This window comes from Lactobacillus sp. UMNPBX15 (assembly GCF_002553785.1).
GTDB classification, from domain to species: domain Bacteria; phylum Bacillota; class Bacilli; order Lactobacillales; family Lactobacillaceae; genus Lactobacillus; species Lactobacillus crispatus.
This window is the reverse complement of sequence record NZ_PCYV01000001.1, coordinates 111,015-131,892: the sequence shown is the minus strand read 5'-3', so window position 1 is coordinate 131,892 and position 20,878 is coordinate 111,015. Positions and strand designations below refer to the sequence as shown.

Annotated in this window: 19 protein-coding genes; 16 read left to right on the top strand and 3 right to left on the bottom strand. The window is 37.3% G+C overall.

The features are described 5' to 3' along the window. Positions 1-37 precede the first annotated feature (37 nt). Complete coding sequence (locus CP366_RS00675) at positions 38-1,813, top strand: oleate hydratase (protein WP_089147770.1); 1,776 nt, start codon at positions 38-40, stop codon at positions 1,811-1,813. Positions 1,814-1,847: 34 nt separating this feature from the next. Here CP366_RS00675 and CP366_RS00670 read toward each other — a convergent pair whose 3' ends face one another. After that, the gene (locus CP366_RS00670; protein WP_035443123.1) at positions 1,848-2,540 is read right to left on the bottom strand and encodes a TVP38/TMEM64 family protein; all 693 of its coding nucleotides are present in this window, start codon (positions 2,538-2,540) and stop codon (positions 1,848-1,850) included. Between the two features lie 111 nt (positions 2,541-2,651). Continuing rightward, positions 2,652-3,680: a lactonase family protein gene (locus CP366_RS00665; protein WP_089147771.1), complete on the bottom strand. Its 1,029-nt coding sequence runs from the start codon at positions 3,678-3,680 to the stop codon at positions 2,652-2,654. Positions 3,681-3,859: 179 nt separating this feature from the next. On the opposite strand from CP366_RS00665, the gene CP366_RS00660 reads away from it, so the two are divergent. From CP366_RS00660 to CP366_RS00600, 13 genes are all read left to right on the top strand, one after another. Beyond that, positions 3,860-4,240 carry a PTS glucitol/sorbitol transporter subunit IIA gene (locus CP366_RS00660; protein WP_005721518.1) on the top strand — a complete coding sequence of 127 codons (381 nt, stop codon included), beginning with the start codon at positions 3,860-3,862 and terminating at the stop codon, positions 4,238-4,240. A 16-nt stretch (positions 4,241-4,256) separates the two neighbouring features. Next, positions 4,257-5,444, top strand: a complete 1,188-nt coding sequence (locus tag CP366_RS00655; RefSeq protein WP_005718622.1) for an AI-2E family transporter — start codon at positions 4,257-4,259, stop codon at positions 5,442-5,444. A gap of 62 nt (positions 5,445-5,506) precedes the next feature. Further along, positions 5,507-6,067 (top strand): tRNA (cytidine(34)-2'-O)-methyltransferase, encoded by a 561-nt coding sequence (locus tag CP366_RS00650; protein WP_005718623.1) that lies wholly within the window; start codon positions 5,507-5,509, stop codon positions 6,065-6,067. Then, positions 6,067-6,462, top strand: coding sequence for a DUF1149 family protein (locus CP366_RS00645; RefSeq protein WP_005718624.1), 396 nt, complete (start codon positions 6,067-6,069; stop codon positions 6,460-6,462). The genes CP366_RS00650 and CP366_RS00645 overlap by 1 nt, the downstream gene beginning before the upstream one ends. Positions 6,463-6,474: 12 nt before the next feature. After that, complete coding sequence (locus tag CP366_RS00640) at positions 6,475-8,898, top strand: DNA translocase FtsK (protein ID WP_089147772.1); 2,424 nt, start codon at positions 6,475-6,477, stop codon at positions 8,896-8,898. Further along, entirely contained in the window at positions 8,885-10,099 is a 1,215-nt protein-coding gene (locus tag CP366_RS00635) for a pitrilysin family protein (RefSeq protein ID WP_089147773.1), read from the top strand. Before CP366_RS00640 ends, CP366_RS00635 begins: the two co-directional genes overlap by 14 nt. Next, the gene (locus tag CP366_RS00630; protein ID WP_013086046.1) at positions 10,096-11,340 is read left to right on the top strand and encodes a pitrilysin family protein; all 1,245 of its coding nucleotides are present in this window, start codon (positions 10,096-10,098) and stop codon (positions 11,338-11,340) included. Before CP366_RS00635 ends, CP366_RS00630 begins: the two co-directional genes overlap by 4 nt. 13 nt (positions 11,341-11,353) lie before the next feature. Next, on the top strand, positions 11,354-12,082 hold the full coding sequence (gene ymfI / locus CP366_RS00625; protein WP_035443121.1) for an elongation factor P 5-aminopentanone reductase: 729 nt from the start codon (positions 11,354-11,356) through the stop codon (positions 12,080-12,082). Between the two features lie 67 nt (positions 12,083-12,149). After that, on the top strand, positions 12,150-13,229 hold the full coding sequence (locus tag CP366_RS00620) for a RodZ family helix-turn-helix domain-containing protein (protein ID WP_013086048.1): 1,080 nt from the start codon (positions 12,150-12,152) through the stop codon (positions 13,227-13,229). A 17-nt stretch (positions 13,230-13,246) separates the two neighbouring features. Continuing rightward, complete coding sequence (pgsA, locus tag CP366_RS00615) at positions 13,247-13,807, top strand: CDP-diacylglycerol--glycerol-3-phosphate 3-phosphatidyltransferase (protein ID WP_005718631.1); 561 nt, start codon at positions 13,247-13,249, stop codon at positions 13,805-13,807. 190 nt (positions 13,808-13,997) lie between these two features. Further along, positions 13,998-15,098: a recombinase RecA gene (gene recA, locus CP366_RS00610; RefSeq protein WP_013086050.1), complete on the top strand. Its 1,101-nt coding sequence runs from the start codon at positions 13,998-14,000 to the stop codon at positions 15,096-15,098. 115 nt (positions 15,099-15,213) lie between these two features. Further along, the gene (gene rny, locus CP366_RS00605) at positions 15,214-16,851 is read left to right on the top strand and encodes a ribonuclease Y (RefSeq protein ID WP_013086051.1); all 1,638 of its coding nucleotides are present in this window, start codon (positions 15,214-15,216) and stop codon (positions 16,849-16,851) included. Positions 16,852-16,955: 104 nt separating this feature from the next. After that, on the top strand, positions 16,956-18,113 hold the full coding sequence (locus CP366_RS00600) for a glycosyltransferase family 4 protein (RefSeq protein ID WP_005718634.1): 1,158 nt from the start codon (positions 16,956-16,958) through the stop codon (positions 18,111-18,113). A 34-nt stretch (positions 18,114-18,147) separates the two neighbouring features. Here CP366_RS00600 and CP366_RS00595 read toward each other — a convergent pair whose 3' ends face one another. Continuing rightward, the gene (locus CP366_RS00595; protein WP_005718635.1) at positions 18,148-18,810 is read right to left on the bottom strand and encodes a YigZ family protein; all 663 of its coding nucleotides are present in this window, start codon (positions 18,808-18,810) and stop codon (positions 18,148-18,150) included. 45 nt (positions 18,811-18,855) lie between these two features. Between CP366_RS00595 and CP366_RS00590 the strand changes: the two genes are divergently transcribed. Continuing rightward, positions 18,856-20,136, top strand: coding sequence for a DEAD/DEAH box helicase (locus CP366_RS00590; protein WP_089147774.1), 1,281 nt, complete (start codon positions 18,856-18,858; stop codon positions 20,134-20,136). Beyond that, entirely contained in the window at positions 20,133-20,828 is a 696-nt protein-coding gene (locus CP366_RS00585) for a ComF family protein (protein WP_089145504.1), read from the top strand. Before CP366_RS00590 ends, CP366_RS00585 begins: the two co-directional genes overlap by 4 nt. Positions 20,829-20,878: the final 50 nt, after the last annotated feature.

The following is a 20,878-nucleotide window of genomic DNA, read 5'->3' as shown; positions in this document are numbered from 1 at the left end:
TTAAAAACTATACTTATACAGAAAAGAGGATATCTTTATGTACTATTCCAATGGTAATTATGAGGCTTTTGCCGATGCCAAAAAGCCCGCAGGCGTAGATAAAAAATCTGCTTATATTATTGGTAGTGGCTTAGCCGGTCTTTCTGCAGCTGTCTTTTTAGTTCGTGATGCACAAATGAAGGGTGAAAATATTCATATCTTAGAAGAGCTACCCGTAGCTGGTGGTTCACTTGATGGTGCTAAGCGTCCTAATGCAGGTTTCGTGGTTCGGGGCGGCCGCGAAATGGAGAACCACTTTGAATGTTTGTGGGATATGTACAGATCGATTCCAAGTTTGGAAATCCCTGGCGCATCATACTTAGATGAATATTATTGGCTTGATAAAGAAGATCCTAACTCATCCAATTGCCGTCTAATTTATAATCGCGGTGATCGCTTACCAAGTGATGGTCAATATGGTCTAGGTAAGTGCGCTAATGAAATCGTGAAGTTAATCATGACACCGGAAAAGGAACTCCAAGGTGAAACAATTGAGGAATTCTTCTGTGATGACTTCTTTAAGACTAATTTCTGGACATACTGGGCAACAATGTTTGCCTTTGAAAAATGGCACTCAGCAGCCGAAATGCGGCGTTATGCAATGCGTTTTATTCACCATATTGATGGCTTGCCTGACTTTACCGCATTGAAGTTTAACAAGTATAACCAATATGAGTCCATGGTTAAGCCACTTTTGGCATATTTAAAAGATCACGGTGTTCAATTTGAATATGATTGTCACGTTGATAACGTGGTTGTTGATCATGAGGGCAAGCGAAAGGTTGCCAAGAAGATCGTGATGACCAAGAATGGTGAGCAAAGTGATATTGATTTAACCCCAGATGATATTGTCTTTGTGACTAACGGTTCAATCACTGAAAGCTCTACTTATGGTGATCAAAATACCCCAGCACCAATTACTCACGACAAGGGCTCTTCATGGAAATTATGGGAAAATTTGGCTAAACAAGATCCTGACTTTGGTCATCCAGATGTCTTCTGTGAAAACTTGCCAGAGCGTAGTTGGTTCGTATCAGCTACAGCTACCTTGGAAAACAAGAAAATAGCTCCATACTTTGAACGCTTGACTAAGCGCAGCCTTTACGATGGTAAAGTTAATACTGGTGGAATTATCACTGTTGTTGACTCAAATTGGGAACTTAGCTTTACCATTCACCGTCAACCTCACTTTAAGAGCCAGAATCCAGATCAAATCGTTGTTTGGATTTATGCTTTGTATTCTGATACTGAGGGTAATTACATCAAGAAGAGAGTCGTTGACTGTACTGGTAAAGAAATTGCCGAGGAAATGCTCTATCACTTAGGCGTGCCAGAGAGTCAAATCAGCGAATTGGCTAGTGAAGAAAATATGAATACCGTACCAGTTTACATGCCATATATCACTAGTTACTTTATGCCTCGTCATGATGGGGACCGTCCAGATGTTGTTCCAGAAGGATCAGTTAATATTGCCTTTATTGGCAATTTTGCCGAATCACCAACTAGAGACACTGTCTTTACCACCGAATATTCTGTTAGAACTGCCATGGAAGCTGTTTATACATTGCTTAACGTTGACCGTGGTGTACCTGAAGTATTTGACTCAATTTATGATATTCGTCAATTGCTTCGTGCGATGTACTACATGTCTGACAAGAAGAAATTAGTTGATCAAGAGATGCCATTACCTGAGAAGTTAGCTCTCAAAACAGGGATGAAGAAAATCAAGAGAACTTGGGTCGAAGAACTGTTAGAAGAAGCTAACTTAGTTTAAATATGCTAGGCATAATAAAAAAGCTTGAGTAAATTCAAGCTTTTTTTGTACGCTTTTTGATTGCTCTCAGACTAAGCAAAATAGCTACTGCAATTAAAGCGATGACAACGAATGAGATTACAACTTTAATCAATCGTGGTCCGTCTAAGTGCAAGATTGAATCGCCACCATAAGCATATAAGTAAGCGAAGGGGATGACACCGATAATGATTGGTATTAGCTGTTTTTTACGTTGCCCCTTATTAATCATAATGTTGACATAGCTAACTGTCGCACTCGGAATAAATGGAATCATATATCCAATAATTAATCCAAGCATTGGTGATTTTAATCCAGTCAATAACTTATAAACTTTACTGTTAGACATCTTTTTCATGTCATAGAGTTTTTGCAAAAGTTCCATTAAAATTATTTGGCCTAAAATGTCACTGATCCAATTAACAATAAATCCCCAGGCAGGGCCATAAAGGATTCCGTTGAGAACACAAAAGATTCCGTTGGATAAGCCAGGAATTGCTACACAGATCGCATTAAGTAAAAATAAAAAGGCTAAGTCTTCAATACCATGGCTACGGACCATGTTAACGAGTACTTCTTCATTATGGTGATCAAAATGAAGTAATAAATTCAATTCAGGACGGTAATTTAAATAGAGTTTATACAGAAGTAGTAACCCTAATATCCCGCCAAGAATGAAAAGTAATATTCGAATTATTTTTCTTTTCACTTTGTCACCTTCTTATATTTTGTTTCATTTATTTCTATTTTACTTTAAGTTGTAGGAATAAAAAAGCCATGACGTTCTATTGCGCCATGACTTTGGTACTAATGTTAATTACTATTTGGTGAAAAGAACGCGAGTGCCTTCTGGTACGGAAATTTCTTTTTGAATAGGAGTTAGGCTACCAGTACCAGCGTTTCTTGTGTAAAGAGTAGCATTATCTGTATTTTGATTAGCGACAACGACGTAGCGCTGATCTTTATCCCAATTAAAATCACGAGGGAAGTCACCAAAAGTGGATACACGTTGAACCAGGCTCAAAGTATGATCGTCGTTAACTTTGAAGACAGCAATTGAATTATGTCCCCTGTTGGAAGTGTAAACATATTTGCCATCTTGACTAATATATAAGGCAGCAGCTCCGTTATGGTCAGTAAAATCAGCAGGAATTGTCTTATAAGTAGCAATATTTTCAAAGTCCCAAGTGTCTTCGTTAAATTTAACGACATTGATTTGACTAGAAAGTTCACCGACAACGTAGAAGTAATTGCCATCTTTACTGAAGACGATATGACGTGTACCAAAGCCAGTTTCGCACTTATATTGAGCAATGTGTTTTAATTGATCATTTTCTAATCTATAAAAATCAACGGTATCATTGCCTAGATCACAACTAACCAAGTTACCAGCTGGGGTTTCATCAAAGAAGTGAGGGTGAGGACCGTCAACTTGTTCAGGACGCGGACCCAACGTTTCAACTTTGTGAGTTATAGTATCAACTAGATCGAGCTTGCCACTGTCGTTGTAGCGGAAAACGGACAAGACAGCAGTATGATAGTTAGCAGTGTAAATCAACTTTTTGGTGCGGTTAATTCCTACATAAGCTGGCGAAGAGCCTGGAGTTAAATAGTGGTCAACTTCGTTTGCGCCTTGATCACTTAATTGAAAGACGCTGATTCCACCTTTATCGCCAGCGTTATTAACAGTAAAAATTAAATTACCATCTTTTCGGAAATAAGTTGGACCACCAACGCTAATAATATTCTCAGCTTTGCCTAAACGGGCATCATTTGCTGCACCGGTAATAGGTAATTCATAAATCCCTTTGGAAGTTTTTTTGGTGTAACCTCCGATTAAAACCTTCATATATGTGGGCCTCCATCTCTAAATAAAAATAAGTCTAAAATAAAGTATAGCATGAAAGCGGATTAGACGCTTAAAAACACGATTTCCTGTTGAGCAAAAAATAATCGCCGATTTTGGGCTGCTTAAGTTTTTAAGCAGCTTTTCTTATGCTAAAATTATTTTTAAGGAGAGATTATATTATGAAATGGATTGCAAATATTAAAAAAATTGGTAAAAAGGCCGTCGATAATAAAGATGGCATGGTAATTTTATTTGGCGAGGGTGCTAATAAGGATTTGGAAGACGTTTCTGTCATTCAAAAATTCAGTACTGAGACGCCAGTTAGTGGTTTTGTTTTTAAAAAAGGCGATACAATCACTGTTGATGGTCAAACCTATGTTGCAAACTATGTTGGTCCGATGGTAGAGAGCAACATGAAGGCATTGGGACACGCAACCTTGTTCTTTAACCGTCCCGTTTCTAAGACGCCACTTGCTAATGCGATCTACTTTGATCCGGATATTGATCAACCATTACCTAATTTTAAGGTTGATGATGATATTGTTTATGAACACATTTAAAAATTAGGATGAATAGATGGAAAATAACCAACATAGGGGTGGAACTGTTTTTAAAAAATGGTTCTTAGATAATCGTTTTAGTATTGTTTTATTAAACGTCCTGCTATTCTTTTTAATTATTTGGGTCTTTAATAAAGTATCTTTTGTATTGAATCCTGCCTGGATCTTCTTTAGTGCAATTTTACCGCCATTATTATTAGCGGTAATTCAGTACTATATCATGAATCCGGTTGTTGATTGGTGTGAAAGAAAATTTAAGATTCCGCGAGTGGTGACAATTATAGTTTTATTCTTACTAGTAGTTGTCGCATTAATTTGGATTATTAATATCTTGGTTCCAATTGCACAGAATCAGATTAATTCATTGATAAAGAACTGGCCTCATATTTGGAATGATGCGGTTAATGCAACACAAAATGCGTTGCAAGATCCGCGTTTACATTCATTTAAAGGCAGTATCAAAGGCATGATTGATAATACGCAGAAGACCTTATTTAAATCTGGACAAAGTACCATCAATGCAACTATCGGCAATATTTCATCTGCCGTCAGCATTATTACAATGGTGGCTATGACTTTGTTAACTGCACCGTTTATTTTATTCTTCATGTTAAAAGATGGTCATCAACTGCGGCCATATATTACCAAGTTTGCACCTGAAAAGTGGCAACCTAGTTTTAGCAAATTATTATATGATATTAACTATGCTGTTGCTTCATATGTCCGTGGTCAAATTACTGTTGCCTTTTGGGTAGGTGTGATGTTCTCATTGGGTTACATTCTAATTGGTTTACCATATGGCGTGGCTTTGGCAATTTTAGCTGGGTTTATGAACTTAATCCCATACTTTGGTACACCATTAGCAATGATTCCTGTAATTGTAATTTCAATTATGACTTCAGGTTCAATGTTAATTAAGGTCTTAATTGTTTTTGCTATTGAACAAACAATTGAATCAAGAATTCTTAGCCCATGGGTAATGGGGAATAAAATGGAAATGCACCCAATTACAACAATTTTACTCTTGATTGGTGCTAGTGCCGTCTGGGGCTTATGGGGTGTAGTTTTCGGTATTCCAATTTATGCGATCTTGAAGATTATTGTGTCTCGCGTGTACAATTATTATCGAAGAGAGTCTAAACTCTTTGAAGAGAATGCTGTTTCTTCGACCACGGGGGATGCAGATCATGACGAAAGCGAATAAATACTAGATAGTTTTAAAGCGTGGCTTAAAAGCTACGCTTTTTTTAATAAGGAGTTTTTTGAATGACTAATCATGTAGTTTTGTATGAACCATTGATGCCAGCTAATACTGGTAATATTGCTCGTACTTGTGCGGGGACTAACACTGTCCTTGATTTGATTGAACCACTTGGTTTTCAAATCGATAATAAAAAAATGAAGCGAGCAGGTCTTGATTATTGGGACAAGGTCGATGTACGCAGACATGATGACTTGAATGCCTTTTTGAAGACCTTAGGGCCTAATGATGAGATGTATTTAATTTCTAAATTCTCATCAAAAAATTATGCACAAGTCGATTATACTGATCCTAACAAGAATTATTACTTTGTTTTTGGTAAAGAAACAACTGGTTTGCCAGAAACTTTTATGCGTGAATACTATGACCGTAATTTACGTATCCCAATGTCTGATAACATTCGGTGCTATAACTTGTCTAATTCTGTAGCAATGGTTTTGCTAGAAGCTTTACGCCAGCAAGGTTTTCCTAATATGGAAACAACCCATCATTATGAAAATGACAAGTTAAAAGATGACTATGATCGTCCTGAAAGATATGAACGTAATCTAGGGGAGAATAAATAATGGATTTTGAGAAACAGACAGATATTATCGTACAGGCATTTCATTATGATTTAGTTGATGAAGATACCAAACCAATTAGTGACGTTAGACCAGGAATTAGAAAATTAGATGTTAGCGGTGACGATGAGCATTCAGAAGAAAATGGTAGTTACTATGATGTTGCTATTCAATATGATGTAATTCCTGCACCAGCTATGTTTGAAGCAAGCGGCTTGATTCATCAAATCGTGCAATTAAAAGATTACCATGGTGATGGCTCTGACATTAGTAATTCAGATTGGCAGTTACTAACTCGACCATTAGTTGAGCAACTTGAGACCTTGATCTATGAAACAACCCAATTAACTTTGGGTCAGCCGGTTAACTTGAACTTCAAGGCTGAATTCGATAATTAATCAGGTGAGTACATGCCTGCAAAAAAGAAACAAAGAAAGGCCAAAAAGAGCTACAATAAGCGAAAAGCAAACAAAAAGCAAAGTCTTAATTGGAGTATTTGTGGTTTAGTCTTGATTTTAATAGCGGGGCTAGCTTTTGTCCGTTTCGGTATTTTGGGTAAGCAAATTGCAAATTTGATTCGAATGTTCTTCGGGGATTCCTATTTGTTTGCGGCAGGTTTACTGGGACTTTTTGGCCTAGTAAATTTAATCTATAATCAACCGATTCACTTAACAATTAAGCGTAGCTTGGGGTTAGCAATCGCTTTTTTGGGAATTCTGTTAATTCAATGTAACTTGTATTTTGAACATGAATTAGTTAACAGTAATTTCCTGAATTCTTTTTGGCATGCAATGGCCGCGGAGTTTGGTCGTGCTGGAGTCACTGAGAGCATTGGTGGTGGGTTAATTGGTTCATTAGCTTATCAACTTTTTTATCCACTACTAGGGCAAATCGGTGTCCGTGTTTTTGCTATTTTATTGCTGCCAATTGGAATTTTGATGTTTTTTGATGTTAAATTTAGAACAATTATCGAAAAATTCCAGACAGTTAGTCAATTATTCATCAAAAAGAATAAAGAAGCTGGGGTAAAGGTCAAAGATAAATATAATGACGTTTTGGAAAAGCGGCGTCAGAAAAAAGAGGAACAAGACGAAGATTTAGTTGATGACGATAAACCAATTTTTCCTAATGTAGCAGACTTTGACCCTGCCGATCCAACTGATGACGATGTAACGCCGACGGCTGAAGACGTAGAAGTTGAGCCAGAGACCACACCTGATCCAGAACCGCAAATTCAAATTGCACCACAACATGATGACGGGGTAAAGGAACTACCTAAGTCACATTCTTTTGCGGAAGATGATCAAAAGTTAAAGCAGGAATTAGCCGATGTCGATCATGGTGAACTAAAAACTGATGCGCCAGTCAATAAAGCTTATAAGATGCCACCTTTAAGCTTACTTGATCCAATTAAATCGACTGATCAGAGTACTGACCGTGATTTAATTAAGAAAAATACCCAAGTTTTGCAATCAACGTTTAAGAGTTTTGGCGTTAAGGTGATTATTAAAAAAGCTATTTTAGGACCAACTATTACGCGTTATGAAGTCCAGCCAGCTGTTGGCGTTAAGGTAAGTCGAATTGTAAACTTAGCGGATGATTTGGCTTTGGCGCTTGCGGCTAAAGATATTCGAATTGAAGCACCAATTCCTGGTAAGCCCTTTATCGGAATTGAGGTACCTAACCGAGCAACGTCTGTTGTTTCATTCAAAGACGTGATGGAACATCAAGATAATAAAGCCAAAAGCGATCCGATGGATGTACCATTGGGTAAAGATGTAACTGGAAGCATTATTTCTGCCAACTTAGCTAAGATGCCACACCTATTGATTGCTGGTTCAACTGGTTCTGGTAAGTCCGTAGCGATTAATACAATTTTAGCCAGTATTTTAATGAAGGCGCGGCCTGAAGAAGTTAAATTAGTTTTAATTGACCCAAAGATGGTCGAACTTTCAGTTTATAATGGTGTGCCGCATTTATTGATCCCTGTGGTGACCGATGCTAAGCTAGCCGCAAATGCACTGCGCAAAGTTGTTAAAGAAATGGAGCGCAGATATAAGCTATTTGCGGCTGGTGGCGTGCGAAACATGAGTGAATATAATCAAAAAGTTGCTGAAAACAATCGTGATAAAACTAAACCAGTGATGAAGCCGTTACCTTATATTCTAGTTGTAGTTGATGAACTTAGTGATTTGATGATGGTTGGTGGTCACGATGTTGAAGGCGCGATTGTTCGTTTAGGACAAATGGCACGTGCTGCCGGAATTCATATGATTTTGGCAACTCAGCGTCCAAGTGTTGATGTTATTACCGGTTTGATTAAAGCAAATGTACCATCGAGAATTTCCTTTGCTGTATCAAGTGGAGTGGATTCAAGGACTATTTTGGATCAAACAGGTGCAGAAAAATTACTTGGTCGTGGTGATATGCTTTATATGCCAATTGGGGCATCTAAACCTGAACGTGTTCAAGGTGCTTATATTGCTAGTGATGAAGTTGAACGCGTAATTGAATGGGTTAAGAAGCAACAAGAGGTTAGTTATGATGAGACAATGATTCCTAAAAAAGGTGAAAATTCATCAAATGCTGATAGTAAAGATGATGAGCCAGCAGATGAATTCTATGAGCAAGCTGTTGATTTAGTACGACGTCAACAGACGGCTAGCGTGTCAATGTTGCAGCGTAGGTTTAGAATTGGTTATAATCGTGCTGCTAGAATTGTTGATGAAATGGAAGCTAAAGGGATTGTTGGTCCATCTGAAGGCTCTAAGCCACGACAAGTTTTAGTGCCACCAATAAAGAATGAAGGTAATTCAAACAATGCTCACAACTAATATTGCAATTAGAAAAAATAAAAAGTTTACAACAGCCGCTATTGGCTGTTTTTTGCGTTTGCCGCTGACTAAACATAATTTAGCTTATGCTAGTTTGCTAGCGCGAATACAGATGAATAGCAGCTTAAGTTATCCGTCACTTGCTTTACAACAAAAAAGATTGGCAGAATTATATGATTTACAGCTGGAGATTATGCCACAAGTTTTTGGTAAAGAAATACTTTTGACTTATTATGCCAATTTTGTTGAGCCGATTGAGATTTTGGATCCACATTATACGTATGAAGAAATTCTTAATGTGATTGCACAAATAGTTAATCAACCTAATTTTGCGGAACCTTTGGTGGAATATGCTAAACGTCAATTAGCAGAAGAATATCAAGAACTGATTGAACAACCATCTAATTATGCGTTGGAGCAGTTTTTTAAATTGTGGTATCAGGATCAACCTGATTATGCGGAGACATTTATTGGCTCACTAGATGAAATCAAAGCTGCGACTAGCACGACTATGATGCATTATTGGCGTAATTTAGCTAATGTACCAATGCAAATTTTAGGAATGACCAGGGATAATAATCTGGTTTCTAAATTAGCTCAGGCTATGTTTCAACAAACTGGTTTAACTAAATCATTTCAAACAGCTAGTCTAACTATTCCAGCTAAAAGAAAGTTGATTGAAAAAGAGGATGATCAAGGAAATGTGCAAGCTCAATTGTTAATGGGCTTTGGTTTAGAACAAAGTATTGATTATCGCGGTCAAGTAATGGGAATATTATTATCGCAATATTTGGCAGGTGATCAATCATCTAAATTATTTACGCAAATTCGGGAGCAATTGGGAGCAGCTTATAATGTTGAAGCAAGCTGCTTTGCCAATAATTCTTTGTTTTTAGTCAGTGCAGGACTTGATCCTAGTAAGATTGCAGCGGCTCGAAAAATTATTTTATCCGAAATAGGTAAACTAGTTCAGGGCGAAGTAGAAGATGATTTATTTAAAAAGGCTAAAAAGGCAATTTTGCGTAATATGAAGATTGGTCTAGACGGTCAAAACTGGCAGATGGGTCAAATGTTGCGTGATGAATTGTTCTCGGGATATTTAGACTTTGATCGTGAAAATGCAATTAGGAGAGCTACACCTAAGCAGTTAGTAGCTTTCGTACAAAATTTATTCTTTAATGAAAGTTATGTTTTAAAATGATGACACCAAAAATTATCAAAAAAGAATATCAGTCAGGCTTTAAAGCCGAAATTATTTTAAAGCCACATTTTTATCAACGATTTTTCGGTATAATTGTTGACTTTGGTAGTAGTGATCCACAAAAGGTTGCCGGTTCGGCTCATTTCTTAGAGCATAAGCTATTTGCCAAAAAAGATGGTGATCTGTCAACGCAATTTGAAGATATTGGTGCTGACGTTAATGCATTCACGTCTTTTAATGAAACAATGTTTTATTGTAGTGGAATTGAGCATACGCCTAAAATGATCGATCTCTTGTTTGAATTGGTAGGGCAGCCGTATTTTACTAAGGAAAATATCGCGCAAGAGGCTCCGATTATTGAACAAGAATTGGCCATGTATCAGGATGACCCAACTTGGAGCGTAAATAATGCGATTATGCATGATATGTTTGGTGATTCTAATCTAGGGATCGAAGTTGTAGGTACGAAAGAATCAATTAATCAAGTTACAGTGAAAAACTTGACCCAAGTTTATGAGGCTAATTATGTGCCAGAAAAGATGCAATTTGTTGCTTGCGGTGATTTTTCTGATAATCAAGTGCAAACGATTTTGCGGCAAGTAGGAAAGCTGCAGCAAAAATATTTGCACGGGAAAGGTAAAAGCACAGCTGAAAAACAAGTTAGTTTTCGCATGTTACATGATCAAGTCTTGCCAGCCAGAGGTAATTCTAATTCCTTTGGTTTAGGAATTCGCTTTAAAAACTTTAAGAAAGTATTATTAAGCTTTGATTTGACTCAAATTCTGTTAGAAATAATGTTAGAATCAAAACTAAGTGCAATGGGACCATGGTTTGAAGAAATGAGAAAAAAGCAGTTGTTAATGGATTCGCTGCAGATTTCTGTTAATTACACCAGGCAGGGCGATTTTGCTACTATTTTTGGTGTAAGTCCTCAAGCTCAAGAAGTAATTGCAGAAATAAAGAGGGTATTGACGGAACCAATTAAGAAAAATTCAGCGGAATACCGTTTTATTAGACAAAACTTCATTTTGCAAAAGAAAGAATGGTTAGCACGCACTGCTAGGACAAGTAATGATCTGTCTTATTTGGCAATTGAATTAATTGAAGAAAATTTAGATCATGAAAATTTAACACAAAATATAGCTAAATTGCAGGCGATGAATTTTGATCAGTTTTATGACTACTGCCAAAAGATTATGAAAGACAGTGAACTTTGTTCTGCTTACTTAGAAAACAAGTAAGGGGTTGATAAAGTTGAAGCGAGCAATTGTCTTTGGTGCAACTGGCGGTATTGGTCAAGATATTTGTCGAGATTTGGCAGATGCCGGTTGGTCATTATACTTGCATTATCATTCTAATTCTCAAAAAGCTGAAAATTTAGTTCAAGAGCTGTTTGCTAAGCATCCTGACCAGGATTTTATGTCGCTACAGTTGGATTTTGCGACAGGGGATGCACAGTTAACAGATTTTGTTAAAAACTTGTTGCCAGTTAATGCAGTAGTTTTTGCTCAAGGAATTACTAAGTATGGTTTTTTAGGTGATGAAAAATTAGCAAATATCACTGATCTGATTAATATTAATCTTACTGTGCCAATTAAGTTAACTAAATTGTTAGAGCCACAACTGATGAAACGAGATTTTAGTCGTATAGTTTATTTAGGCTCAGTCTATGGTGGTGCAGGTAGTGCATTAGAAAGCGTCTATAGTGCAACTAAAGGTGGTTTAACCAGGTTCGCTCAGGCTTATGCGCGTGAAGTTGCTTCCAATAACTTAACGGTTAATGTAATTGCGCCTGGTGCGGTTAAAACCAAAATGAATGCATTCTTTTCTGAGGATACGATTCAAGAGGTAAAAGATGAAATCCCAGTTGGTCGTTGGGCCAATGGCAGTGATATTTCATACTGGGTTAGAACACTGCTAGATCGACGTAGTAGTTATTTAACAGGACAGACAATTTATGTTACAGGTGGATGGCTTTTATAACTAAGACGTTGTAATAAGAATTTTATGGTATACTCAACATGATAAATTAAAATTTGAAGAGGTAAATATGGCAGATATCGGAGATAAATTAAAGAGCGCCAGAGAGGCTAAGGGACTTTCAATTGCAGATATTGAAAAAGCTACTAAAATTCAGAGCAGATATCTTGAAGCGATTGAGAAGAATGAATTTGATAAACTTCCAGGCGATTTTTATGTTAGAGCATTTATTCGTCAATATGCACAAGTTGTTGGCTTGGATGGTAAGGAGTTATTAAGTGATTACCACGATGATGTACCAGAAGCTAAGCCAGATGAGTACGTAGAAAACTCGATTGATAATAAGAGTGAAGAAGTACGAGAAACCACCGACAATAAGAAAAATTTGTGGAAGAATTACTTGCCACGAATTGCGATCGGACTTGGTGTAATTATCGTAATTCTTGTAGTGTACGTTTTGTATGCTCGTCTTTCTTCAGGTGGTCAAAAGAACCAAGCTGATAATAATGATGTAACTGTTTCATCACAAAAGTCATCATCGTCATCTTCTAAGAAAGCTAAAAAAGTAGTAGTCAATAAAGTTAAGGTTACTAAGGTTAGTGACAATGAGTACCGAGTTACTGGCTTGAATAAAAACCGTCGCCTAGTTGTGCGTGCTGGTGAAAACCAAAATATTTCAGCAGGTGTACAAGTCAATGGTAATGCTAATAGCTGGCAATCAACTTTACTTGCTAATCAAAAGCACACTATGACTTTGCCAAGCAATGCAGAGAGAGTAGTGATTACTTTAGGCAACGATAATGGTACTTCAATCACTATTGCAGGTAAGAAAATCCCATATACAGCAAACAATGCGTACAGGACAATTACTTTGTTGATTGGTAAGGCTAAGGGAACTACTAGTCAAAATAATAGTAGTTCTAATAATACGGGCTCTACTAATAACAATACAACCAATAGTAGTTCTACCCAAAGCCGTACAACTACTCAAAGCAGTGCTACTCATCAAAGCAGTCGTCAACAATCATCTACTACTACTCAAAGTAGCCAACAAACCCAACAAAGTAGTCAAACTCAACAATCATCTACTACTCAATCATCAGCAGACACTAACAATGGCAATGATGGTGGAAATAATAACAACAATTAAAATCTAGGAGTGTTAGAATGAATTTACCTAATAAACTTACTGTTTTTAGAATCTTTTTGATTCCAGTATTTATGTTAATCATCATTTTTGGTGGGAATGCTAGTGTTCAAGCAGCAGGCTCAACTGTTGTTTGGAGTCGTGTTATTGCTGCTATCGTTTTTGCTGTTGCTTCGGCTACTGATTGGTTTGACGGTCACATTGCGCGTTCACGTAATATGGTAACCAATTTTGGTAAGTTTGCTGATCCATTAGCTGATAAGATGTTAACTATGACTGCTTTCATTTTCTTAGTTGAATTGAAACTTGCTCCAGCATGGGTAGTAGCTATCATCGTTTGTCGTGAATTGGCTGTTACTGGTTTGCGTTTGATCTTAGCAGAAAATGAAGGACAAGTTTTAGCAGCAAAGATGCCTGGTAAAATTAAGACTACTTGCCAAATGTTATCAATCATTTTCTTATTGATTGGTGACTTCTTCCACATTGGTACTATCTTACTTTACCTTGCGTTGATCTTTACTATTTACTCAGGTTACGATTACTTCCACCAATCATGGGGCGTATTCAAGGGCTCAATGTAAAATAGTATTAAGTCAAGAATGATTAAAAGAAGCATTTGCTTCTTTTTTATTTTGTAAAAAAATAATGGCGATTTTTTGCGTAATAAATAATAGAGGGTAAAAAATCCTTTGAACGTTCGTTTGCATTTCTCTTGCAAATTGGACGGCGGTCAAAGTATAATTATTAGGTACGAAAAATAGGAGGACATTAATGGCCAAAGACGAAAAACAGGCTGCTTTAGATGCAGCGCTTAAAAAAATCGAAAAGAATTTCGGTAAGGGTGCTGTAATGCGGATGGGCGAAAAAGCTGATACGCAAATTTCAACAGTGCCAACAGGTTCATTAGCTTTAGATGCTGCTATCGGTGTAGGTGGATATCCTCGTGGTCGTATTATTGAAGTTTATGGCCCAGAATCATCTGGTAAGACTACTGTAGCCCTTCATGCTGTAGCTGAGGTACAAAAGCGTGGTGGTACTGCAGCTTATATTGATGCAGAGAATGCGATGGACCCTGCTTATGCTGAAGCTTTAGGTGTAGATATTGATTCATTAATTTTGTCACAACCTAATACTGGTGAAGAAGGTTTGCAAATCGCTGATACTTTGATTTCCAGTGGGGCAATTGACATTGTAGTAGTCGACTCTGTTGCTGCCTTAGTACCACGAGCAGAAATTGAAGGCGAGATGGGGGATGCCCATGTTGGTTTACAAGCGAGATTAATGAGTCAAGCTTTGCGTAAGCTATCAGGTAATATTTCTAAAACCAAAACTATTGCCATCTTTATTAACCAGATTCGTGAAAAAGTTGGGGTAATGTTTGGTAATCCTGAAACTACCCCAGGTGGTCGTGCTCTTAAGTTTTACTCAACTATTAGATTGGAAGTAAGAAGAGCTGAACAGATTAAGCAATCAGGAGATGTTCTTGGTAACAGAGTTAAAATTAAAGTTGTTAAGAACAAGGTTGCTCCACCATTTAAGGTGGCAGAAGTAGACATTATGTACGGTAAGGGAATTTCACAAAGTGGTGAATTACTGGACATGGCTGCTGATAAGGACATTATCGATAAAGCAGGTTCTTGGTACTCTTACAAGAGTGATCGAATTGGTCAGGGACGTGAGAATGCTAAGAAGTATCTAGAAGAGCATCCAGATATTTATCAAGATATCCAAAAGCAAGTGCGTCAAGCTTACGGGATTGATGAAAAGTCAATTGCTGATCGTGAAGATCCAGAAAAGATCAAGGAGAAGCGCGAAGAAGCCAAGACAGAAAAAGAAGCTGCTACAGATAAAAAGTCTGATCAAGCTAAATAATTATGTCAAAAACCCTGGATTTATTTTCCAAGGTTTTTTGATTTAATTGACATGAACAGATAGGTTCTTTATCATAAAAGTTGTGTGAATAATTCTAAAAAAGGCGATAGTAATCATGAATAATATGTTAACAATTATGATTCCCGTCGCAACTGCCATTGTTTCACTCTTGGTGGGTTCAGTGGTTGGTTATGCAATTCGCAAGCATTCTTGGGAACAAAAAGCTCAAAATGCCCAGAATGATGCTGACCACATTTTAGCTGATGCTAAGGCACAGGTTGCTGCAGCACAAGCTGAAGTTAATGCACAAAAGCAAGCAGCAGCGGCTGTTAAGCAAAGTGCAGAAAATACTAAAAAAGAAAAAATTCTTGAAGCTCAAGAACAAATTCGTGATTTTAGGCAAAAGACCGAGGATGAGTTAAATTCCAAGAAAGATAATTTAGCTCGGGAGAAAAATCGTTTACAACAACGTGAAGATACCTTAGATCATAAGAATTCTTTATTAGATGAACGTGAAAGTGGACTCACGCAAAAGGAAGACCAATTAAAGCAGCAGTATGCTAGCTTAAAGGCAAAATTAACTGAGGCTGAAGAATTAGTAGAAACTAGACGGCAAAAGCTTTATGACGTAGCTAAGTTGGATGAGGAAGAAGCCAAGAAGATTGTGCTTAGTCAATTATCTGATGAACTAGTCAAAGAACGAGCCGAGATGATCAGAAATAGTAACGAAGAAGTAAAAGCTAAAGCTGATCATTATGCTAATCAGGTCATTGTGGATGCTATTCAAAGTAGCGCGGCAGATACAGTTGCCGAAACAACTGTATCTGTTGTTGATCTGCCAAATGAAGAGATGAAGGGACGGATTATTGGTCGTGAAGGACGCAATATCCGTTCATTTGAAGCTTTGACTGGAATAGATCTAATTATTGATGATACGCCAAAGGTTGTTACCTTGAGTGGTTTTGATCCAATTAGACGTGAAATTGCCAAAAGAGCGATGGAACGCTTAATCAAGGATGGCCGCATTCACCCAGCTAGAATTGAAGAAATGGTCGATAAGGCCAGAAAAGAAGTTAACGATGACATCTATGAAGCAGGTGAAAGTGCTTTGATGGAGCTGGGAATTCACCGGATGAATCCTGAATTAGTTAAGACGCTAGGTCGTCTTAAATATCGTACTTCTTATGGACAAAATGTTTTGTCACATTCAATTGAAGTTGGTAAGCTAGCAGGCACAATGGCTGCAGAATTAGGCTTGGATGAAAAATTAGCAGTTCGCGCGGGGTTATTACACGATATTGGTAAAGCCATCGATCATGATATTGAAGGTTCCCATGTAGAAATTGGGGTTGAACTAACTCGGAAATATCATGAGCCAGATGTTGTAGTAAATGCGATTGCTGCACACCACGGCGATGTGCCTAAGTTGTCGTTTATTGCTGAACTTGTTGTTGCAGCAGATACGATTTCTAGTGCTCGTCCTGGTGCAAGAAGCGAGAGTTTGGAAAATTATATTAGACGTTTGACCGAATTGGAAAAGATTGCTAAGAGCTACCAAGGCGTTAAGCAGGCTTATGCAATTCAAGCGGGACGTGAAGTTCGTGTGATGGTTGAACCTGACGAAATTTCAGATGATCGGACAGTTATTTTGGCACGTGATATTCGTAATCAGGTTGAAAAAGAACTTGATTATCCAGGTAATATTAAGATTACCGTTATCCGTGAAAAAAGAGTTGTGGCGATCGCTAAATAAATTAAAAAGTTTGGAAGATAATTTTTCCAAACTTTTTTTGCTATTTGTGCAAAATACTGACTACTTGTATAATTAGAACAAGTAAATAAGGAAAGTAGCCAAATATGTTTAAAATTATTGTTGAATTATTCTTATTAGTAATTATTTCAGCGGCAATTACACCGTTTATTCGACGGCTTGCCTTTGTCTTAGGAGCTGTTGATAATCCTAATGCCCGGCGAGTTAATAAGAAACCAATGCCAACGATTGGTGGACTGGGGATTTTTGTTACTTTTAATATCGGTACTTTTGTTCTGTTGCGTGAGCAATTTCCGACTCATGAAATTTTTTCGATTTTACTCGCTTCAAGCGTAATTGTTTTGACGGGATTGATCGACGATATTTTGGAGTTAAAACCTAGACAAAAAATGTTTGGGATTTTTATCGCTTCATTGATTATCTACTTTTTAGCTGGAATCAGAATGAATGTGTTAAAGGTGCCATTCATTGCACATGAAGTAAATCTAGGTTGGTGGAGTTTCCCAATTACTATTTTTTGGATCTTAGCTTTAACTAATGCAGTTAACTTGATTGATGGACTTGATGGTCTAGCTGATGGGGTTTCAATGATCTCTCTGACTACCATGGGGATCGTAGGTTATTTCTTCTTGCACACTCATCAGCTATATGTCCCAATTGCTTGTTTTATGTTAGCTGCCTGTTTATTGGGCTTTTTACCATATAATTTCCATCCAGCAAAAATTTTCTTGGGTGATACGGGTGCACTTTATATTGGTTTTATGATCGCCGTTTTATCTCTGAAGGGGTTAAAGAATGTAACTTTTATTTCATTGTTGGTCCCAATTATCATTTTGGGAGTGCCTATTACTGACACCGTTTATGCAATGATTCGGAGAAAGCTAAACAAAAAGCCAATTTCAGAAGCAGACAAGCATCATTTACATCACCAGCTGATGCGAATGGGGTTAACGCACCGACAGACGGTATTGACTATTTATGCATTATCATTGGTTTTCTCATTTATTTCTTTATTATTCCTGCTTTCGCCAACTTGGGGCACTTGGCTTCTGATCTTAGGCTTGCTGATTGCCTTAGAGTATTTTGTGGAATCAATTGGTTTATTGGGTGAAAAATACCATCCTTTGATGCATGTAATTCAGAAAATTATTAATCAAAAGAGTAAGACTGATCCAACAATTGAAGTTTGGCACTTAGGAGACGAAAAACCAGATCAATTGAAGAGTAAAAAAAATAATAAGTAGCAAAAAAGCATTTGGAAATATCCAAATGCTCTTTTTATTGTTCATGATAATTATTAGCTTCAACAGGAATTTCATTATAGCGTTTTTCACCATTAGTAAAGGTAACCTGTCCGGCCAATAAATTAGTTAGGTCTTCCTTAGGTTTAGCTTGTTGGTCATCGTTAACAAAAATATGAATTTTAACATCTACACCGTATTCGGTGTTGGCAATAAAAATTTTTTGCTGTTTTAGGTAATGATCAACTTCATCGAAGCGGTTATAGGGTACGCTAAAAATTAATTCTTGTTGTAAAACGCGTTTAATGACGCCGACTTTTTCAACAACATTGGTGACACTATTGGAATAGGCACGAATTAAACCGCCTGCTCCTAATTTGATTCCACCAAAATAACGGGTTACTACGACTGTAACGTTTTTTAAATTCATTAATTGCAATGCTTTTAATTCAGGAACACCAGCCGTACCTGATGGCTCACCATTATCGCTTTCTTTGACCTGGTCGTCATTTAAGCCGATCGTGTAGGCAAAGGTATTGTGCGAAGCATCGCGATATTTTTTAGAGATTTTTTGAATAAAATCATTTGCCGCATCAGTAGTAGTGGTGCGGGCAATATTGGCAATGAATCTGCTCTTTTTGATAATTAATTCACCGGTGCCGTTTTCTTTAATAGTTAAAAAATTTTCCTTTTCTGACAAAATAATCGCCTCTTTTTGCGTAATAGATAATAGGGAGGTAAAAATATGGAAGATTTGACTCTATTATCAGGTCGTCAATGGATTGTTAGTCAAGAGGATTCTAGCACATTTGAGGGATGCCGCAAAATTCCAGTAATTGAAAAAGGTAAATGCAATCGCTGTGGCAGCCAAGTTAATAGTCGACTGCCTAATGGTAAATATTATTGTCGTGGTTGTATTGGCTTGGGACGTGCAAATGAGGGCGATTGGCTTATTAGAAAAGACAGTAATAATACTTTTTCTCATGTTAAAAACGGGGGATTAAGCTGGCAAGGTAAACTAACCCCATTGCAGCAGAATATTTCGGATAAATTAGTACAAAATTTTGAACAAAGAAAAAATACATTGGTTCATGCTGTAACTGGGGCGGGTAAAACTGAGATGTTGTTTCAGTTGATTGCTCGATGTATGAAAAAAGGAAAGCGCGCTTGTATTGCTACACCAAGAATTGATGTGGTAAATGAGCTGTTTCCAAGATTTTCGGCAGCATTTGCCCAAGTTGAGATCGGTAAGTATCATGGCCGTGAATTTAAGGAAATAGGGCTAGAGCAGTTGACAATTTGTACTACACACCAATTGATGAAGTTTTATCGTGCCTTTGATTTATTGGTAATTGATGAGGTAGACTCTTTTCCTTATGTAGGTAATCCGCAACTACATTTTGCGGCCAAAAATGCGGTTAAAACAACTGGGACTCGAATGTATTTAACCGCAACGCCAACGAACGATTTGCTTTTGGAAGCTAAAACAGGGAAGTTAGAAATTTTGCGCTTAAATCGGCGTTTTCATGGTGGATTATTGCCTGTACCAAGAGAAAGGTTTTTTATCAGGCCGTTTTTGCGGAAGGGACAAATTCATCCTAAATTAATGCAGGAGATTAAAAAAGTCATTCAAAGTGGTCATCCTTTGCTTTTGTTTGTACCACGGATTGAAGAAATTCCGCTTTATCAAGAAGCTTTGCGGAAAAAGTTGCAAAACAAAATTAAATTGGCCGGTGTTCATGCACAAGATCCGCAACGATTAGAAAAAGTACAGGCTTTTCGTGATCATAAATATGACTTATTGTTGACAACCACAATTTTAGAGCGTGGTGTAACTTTTAAAAATGTTTGGGTAATTATTATTGCAGCAGATGATGCAATTTATACTGCTGCTAGTTTGGTGCAAATTGCAGGTCGAGTTGGTCGGGCTCACGATGACCAAACGGGCTTAGTTTTGTATTGTTATCATCGTTATACCAAGAATATTCGACAGAGTATTAAGCAGATCAAGGGGATGAATAGATGAGAACTTGTTTATTATGTGAGCAGGAGTTTACTCCACCAGTACAATTTGCACAGCTTTTTTCTTTTAAACCAGCGCGAGAAAATAAGATTTGTTTACAGTGTTTAAAACAATTTGAAAAGCTAGCAGACAATCGCTGCTCTGGCTGTGATAAAGAACTAAGTCAAGGCTTTATGTGTAGCGATTGTCGAAACTGGCAAGCCATTTATGGCAAAAATATTCTGCATAATCATGCTTTATATCGTTATAATTCTGCTTTTCATGACTTGATGGTTGCTTATAAGCGGCGCGGAGATTATGTTTTGCGGGAAGTATTGCAAGATTTGTGTTATGACTATTTGTGTAAAACTAACTATGACTTTTATGTGCCCGTGCCCACTTCACCTGAACATCAATCAAGACGACAGTTTGATACAATTTTTGCTATTTATGCTGATATTTTGCCGCTGACACCGCTTCTGATTAAACAATCGGGTAGTCATGCCCAAGGTGAGAAAAACAAAGAGGAGCGGCTTAAAACGCCTCAAAGCTTTTTGATTGATAAAAATATTAAAATCAAGGAAAATATAGTTTCAGGAAAAGTATTAATTTTGGATGATATTTACACGACCGGGCGCACGCTATATCACGCGCGAGACTGTTTACAGCAGGGTTTTCCCGAAATGAAAATTGAAAGCTTTTCAATTTGTCATTAGATTTGTTATGAAACGCTTACATTTTTTGGTATAATAAATTTGTAAAGAAA

Coding starts and splice junctions, on each gene's coding strand:
- CP366_RS00675 (WP_089147770.1), top strand. CDS start 38: ATGTACTATTCCAATGGTAATTATGAGGCTTTTGCCGATGCCAAAAAG.
- CP366_RS00665 (WP_089147771.1), bottom strand. CDS start 3,680: ATGAAGGTTTTAATCGGAGGTTACACCAAAAAAACTTCCAAAGGGATT.
- CP366_RS00660 (WP_005721518.1), top strand. CDS start 3,860: ATGAAATGGATTGCAAATATTAAAAAAATTGGTAAAAAGGCCGTCGAT.
- CP366_RS00655 (WP_005718622.1), top strand. CDS start 4,257: ATGGAAAATAACCAACATAGGGGTGGAACTGTTTTTAAAAAATGGTTC.
- CP366_RS00650 (WP_005718623.1), top strand. CDS start 5,507: ATGACTAATCATGTAGTTTTGTATGAACCATTGATGCCAGCTAATACT.
- CP366_RS00645 (WP_005718624.1), top strand. CDS start 6,067: ATGGATTTTGAGAAACAGACAGATATTATCGTACAGGCATTTCATTAT.
- CP366_RS00640 (WP_089147772.1), top strand. CDS start 6,475: ATGCCTGCAAAAAAGAAACAAAGAAAGGCCAAAAAGAGCTACAATAAG.
- CP366_RS00635 (WP_089147773.1), top strand. CDS start 8,885: ATGCTCACAACTAATATTGCAATTAGAAAAAATAAAAAGTTTACAACA.
- CP366_RS00630 (WP_013086046.1), top strand. CDS start 10,096: ATGATGACACCAAAAATTATCAAAAAAGAATATCAGTCAGGCTTTAAA.
- CP366_RS00620 (WP_013086048.1), top strand. CDS start 12,150: ATGGCAGATATCGGAGATAAATTAAAGAGCGCCAGAGAGGCTAAGGGA.
- pgsA (WP_005718631.1), top strand. CDS start 13,247: ATGAATTTACCTAATAAACTTACTGTTTTTAGAATCTTTTTGATTCCA.
- recA (WP_013086050.1), top strand. CDS start 13,998: ATGGCCAAAGACGAAAAACAGGCTGCTTTAGATGCAGCGCTTAAAAAA.
- rny (WP_013086051.1), top strand. CDS start 15,214: ATGAATAATATGTTAACAATTATGATTCCCGTCGCAACTGCCATTGTT.
- CP366_RS00600 (WP_005718634.1), top strand. CDS start 16,956: ATGTTTAAAATTATTGTTGAATTATTCTTATTAGTAATTATTTCAGCG.
- CP366_RS00590 (WP_089147774.1), top strand. CDS start 18,856: ATGGAAGATTTGACTCTATTATCAGGTCGTCAATGGATTGTTAGTCAA.
- CP366_RS00585 (WP_089145504.1), top strand. CDS start 20,133: ATGAGAACTTGTTTATTATGTGAGCAGGAGTTTACTCCACCAGTACAA.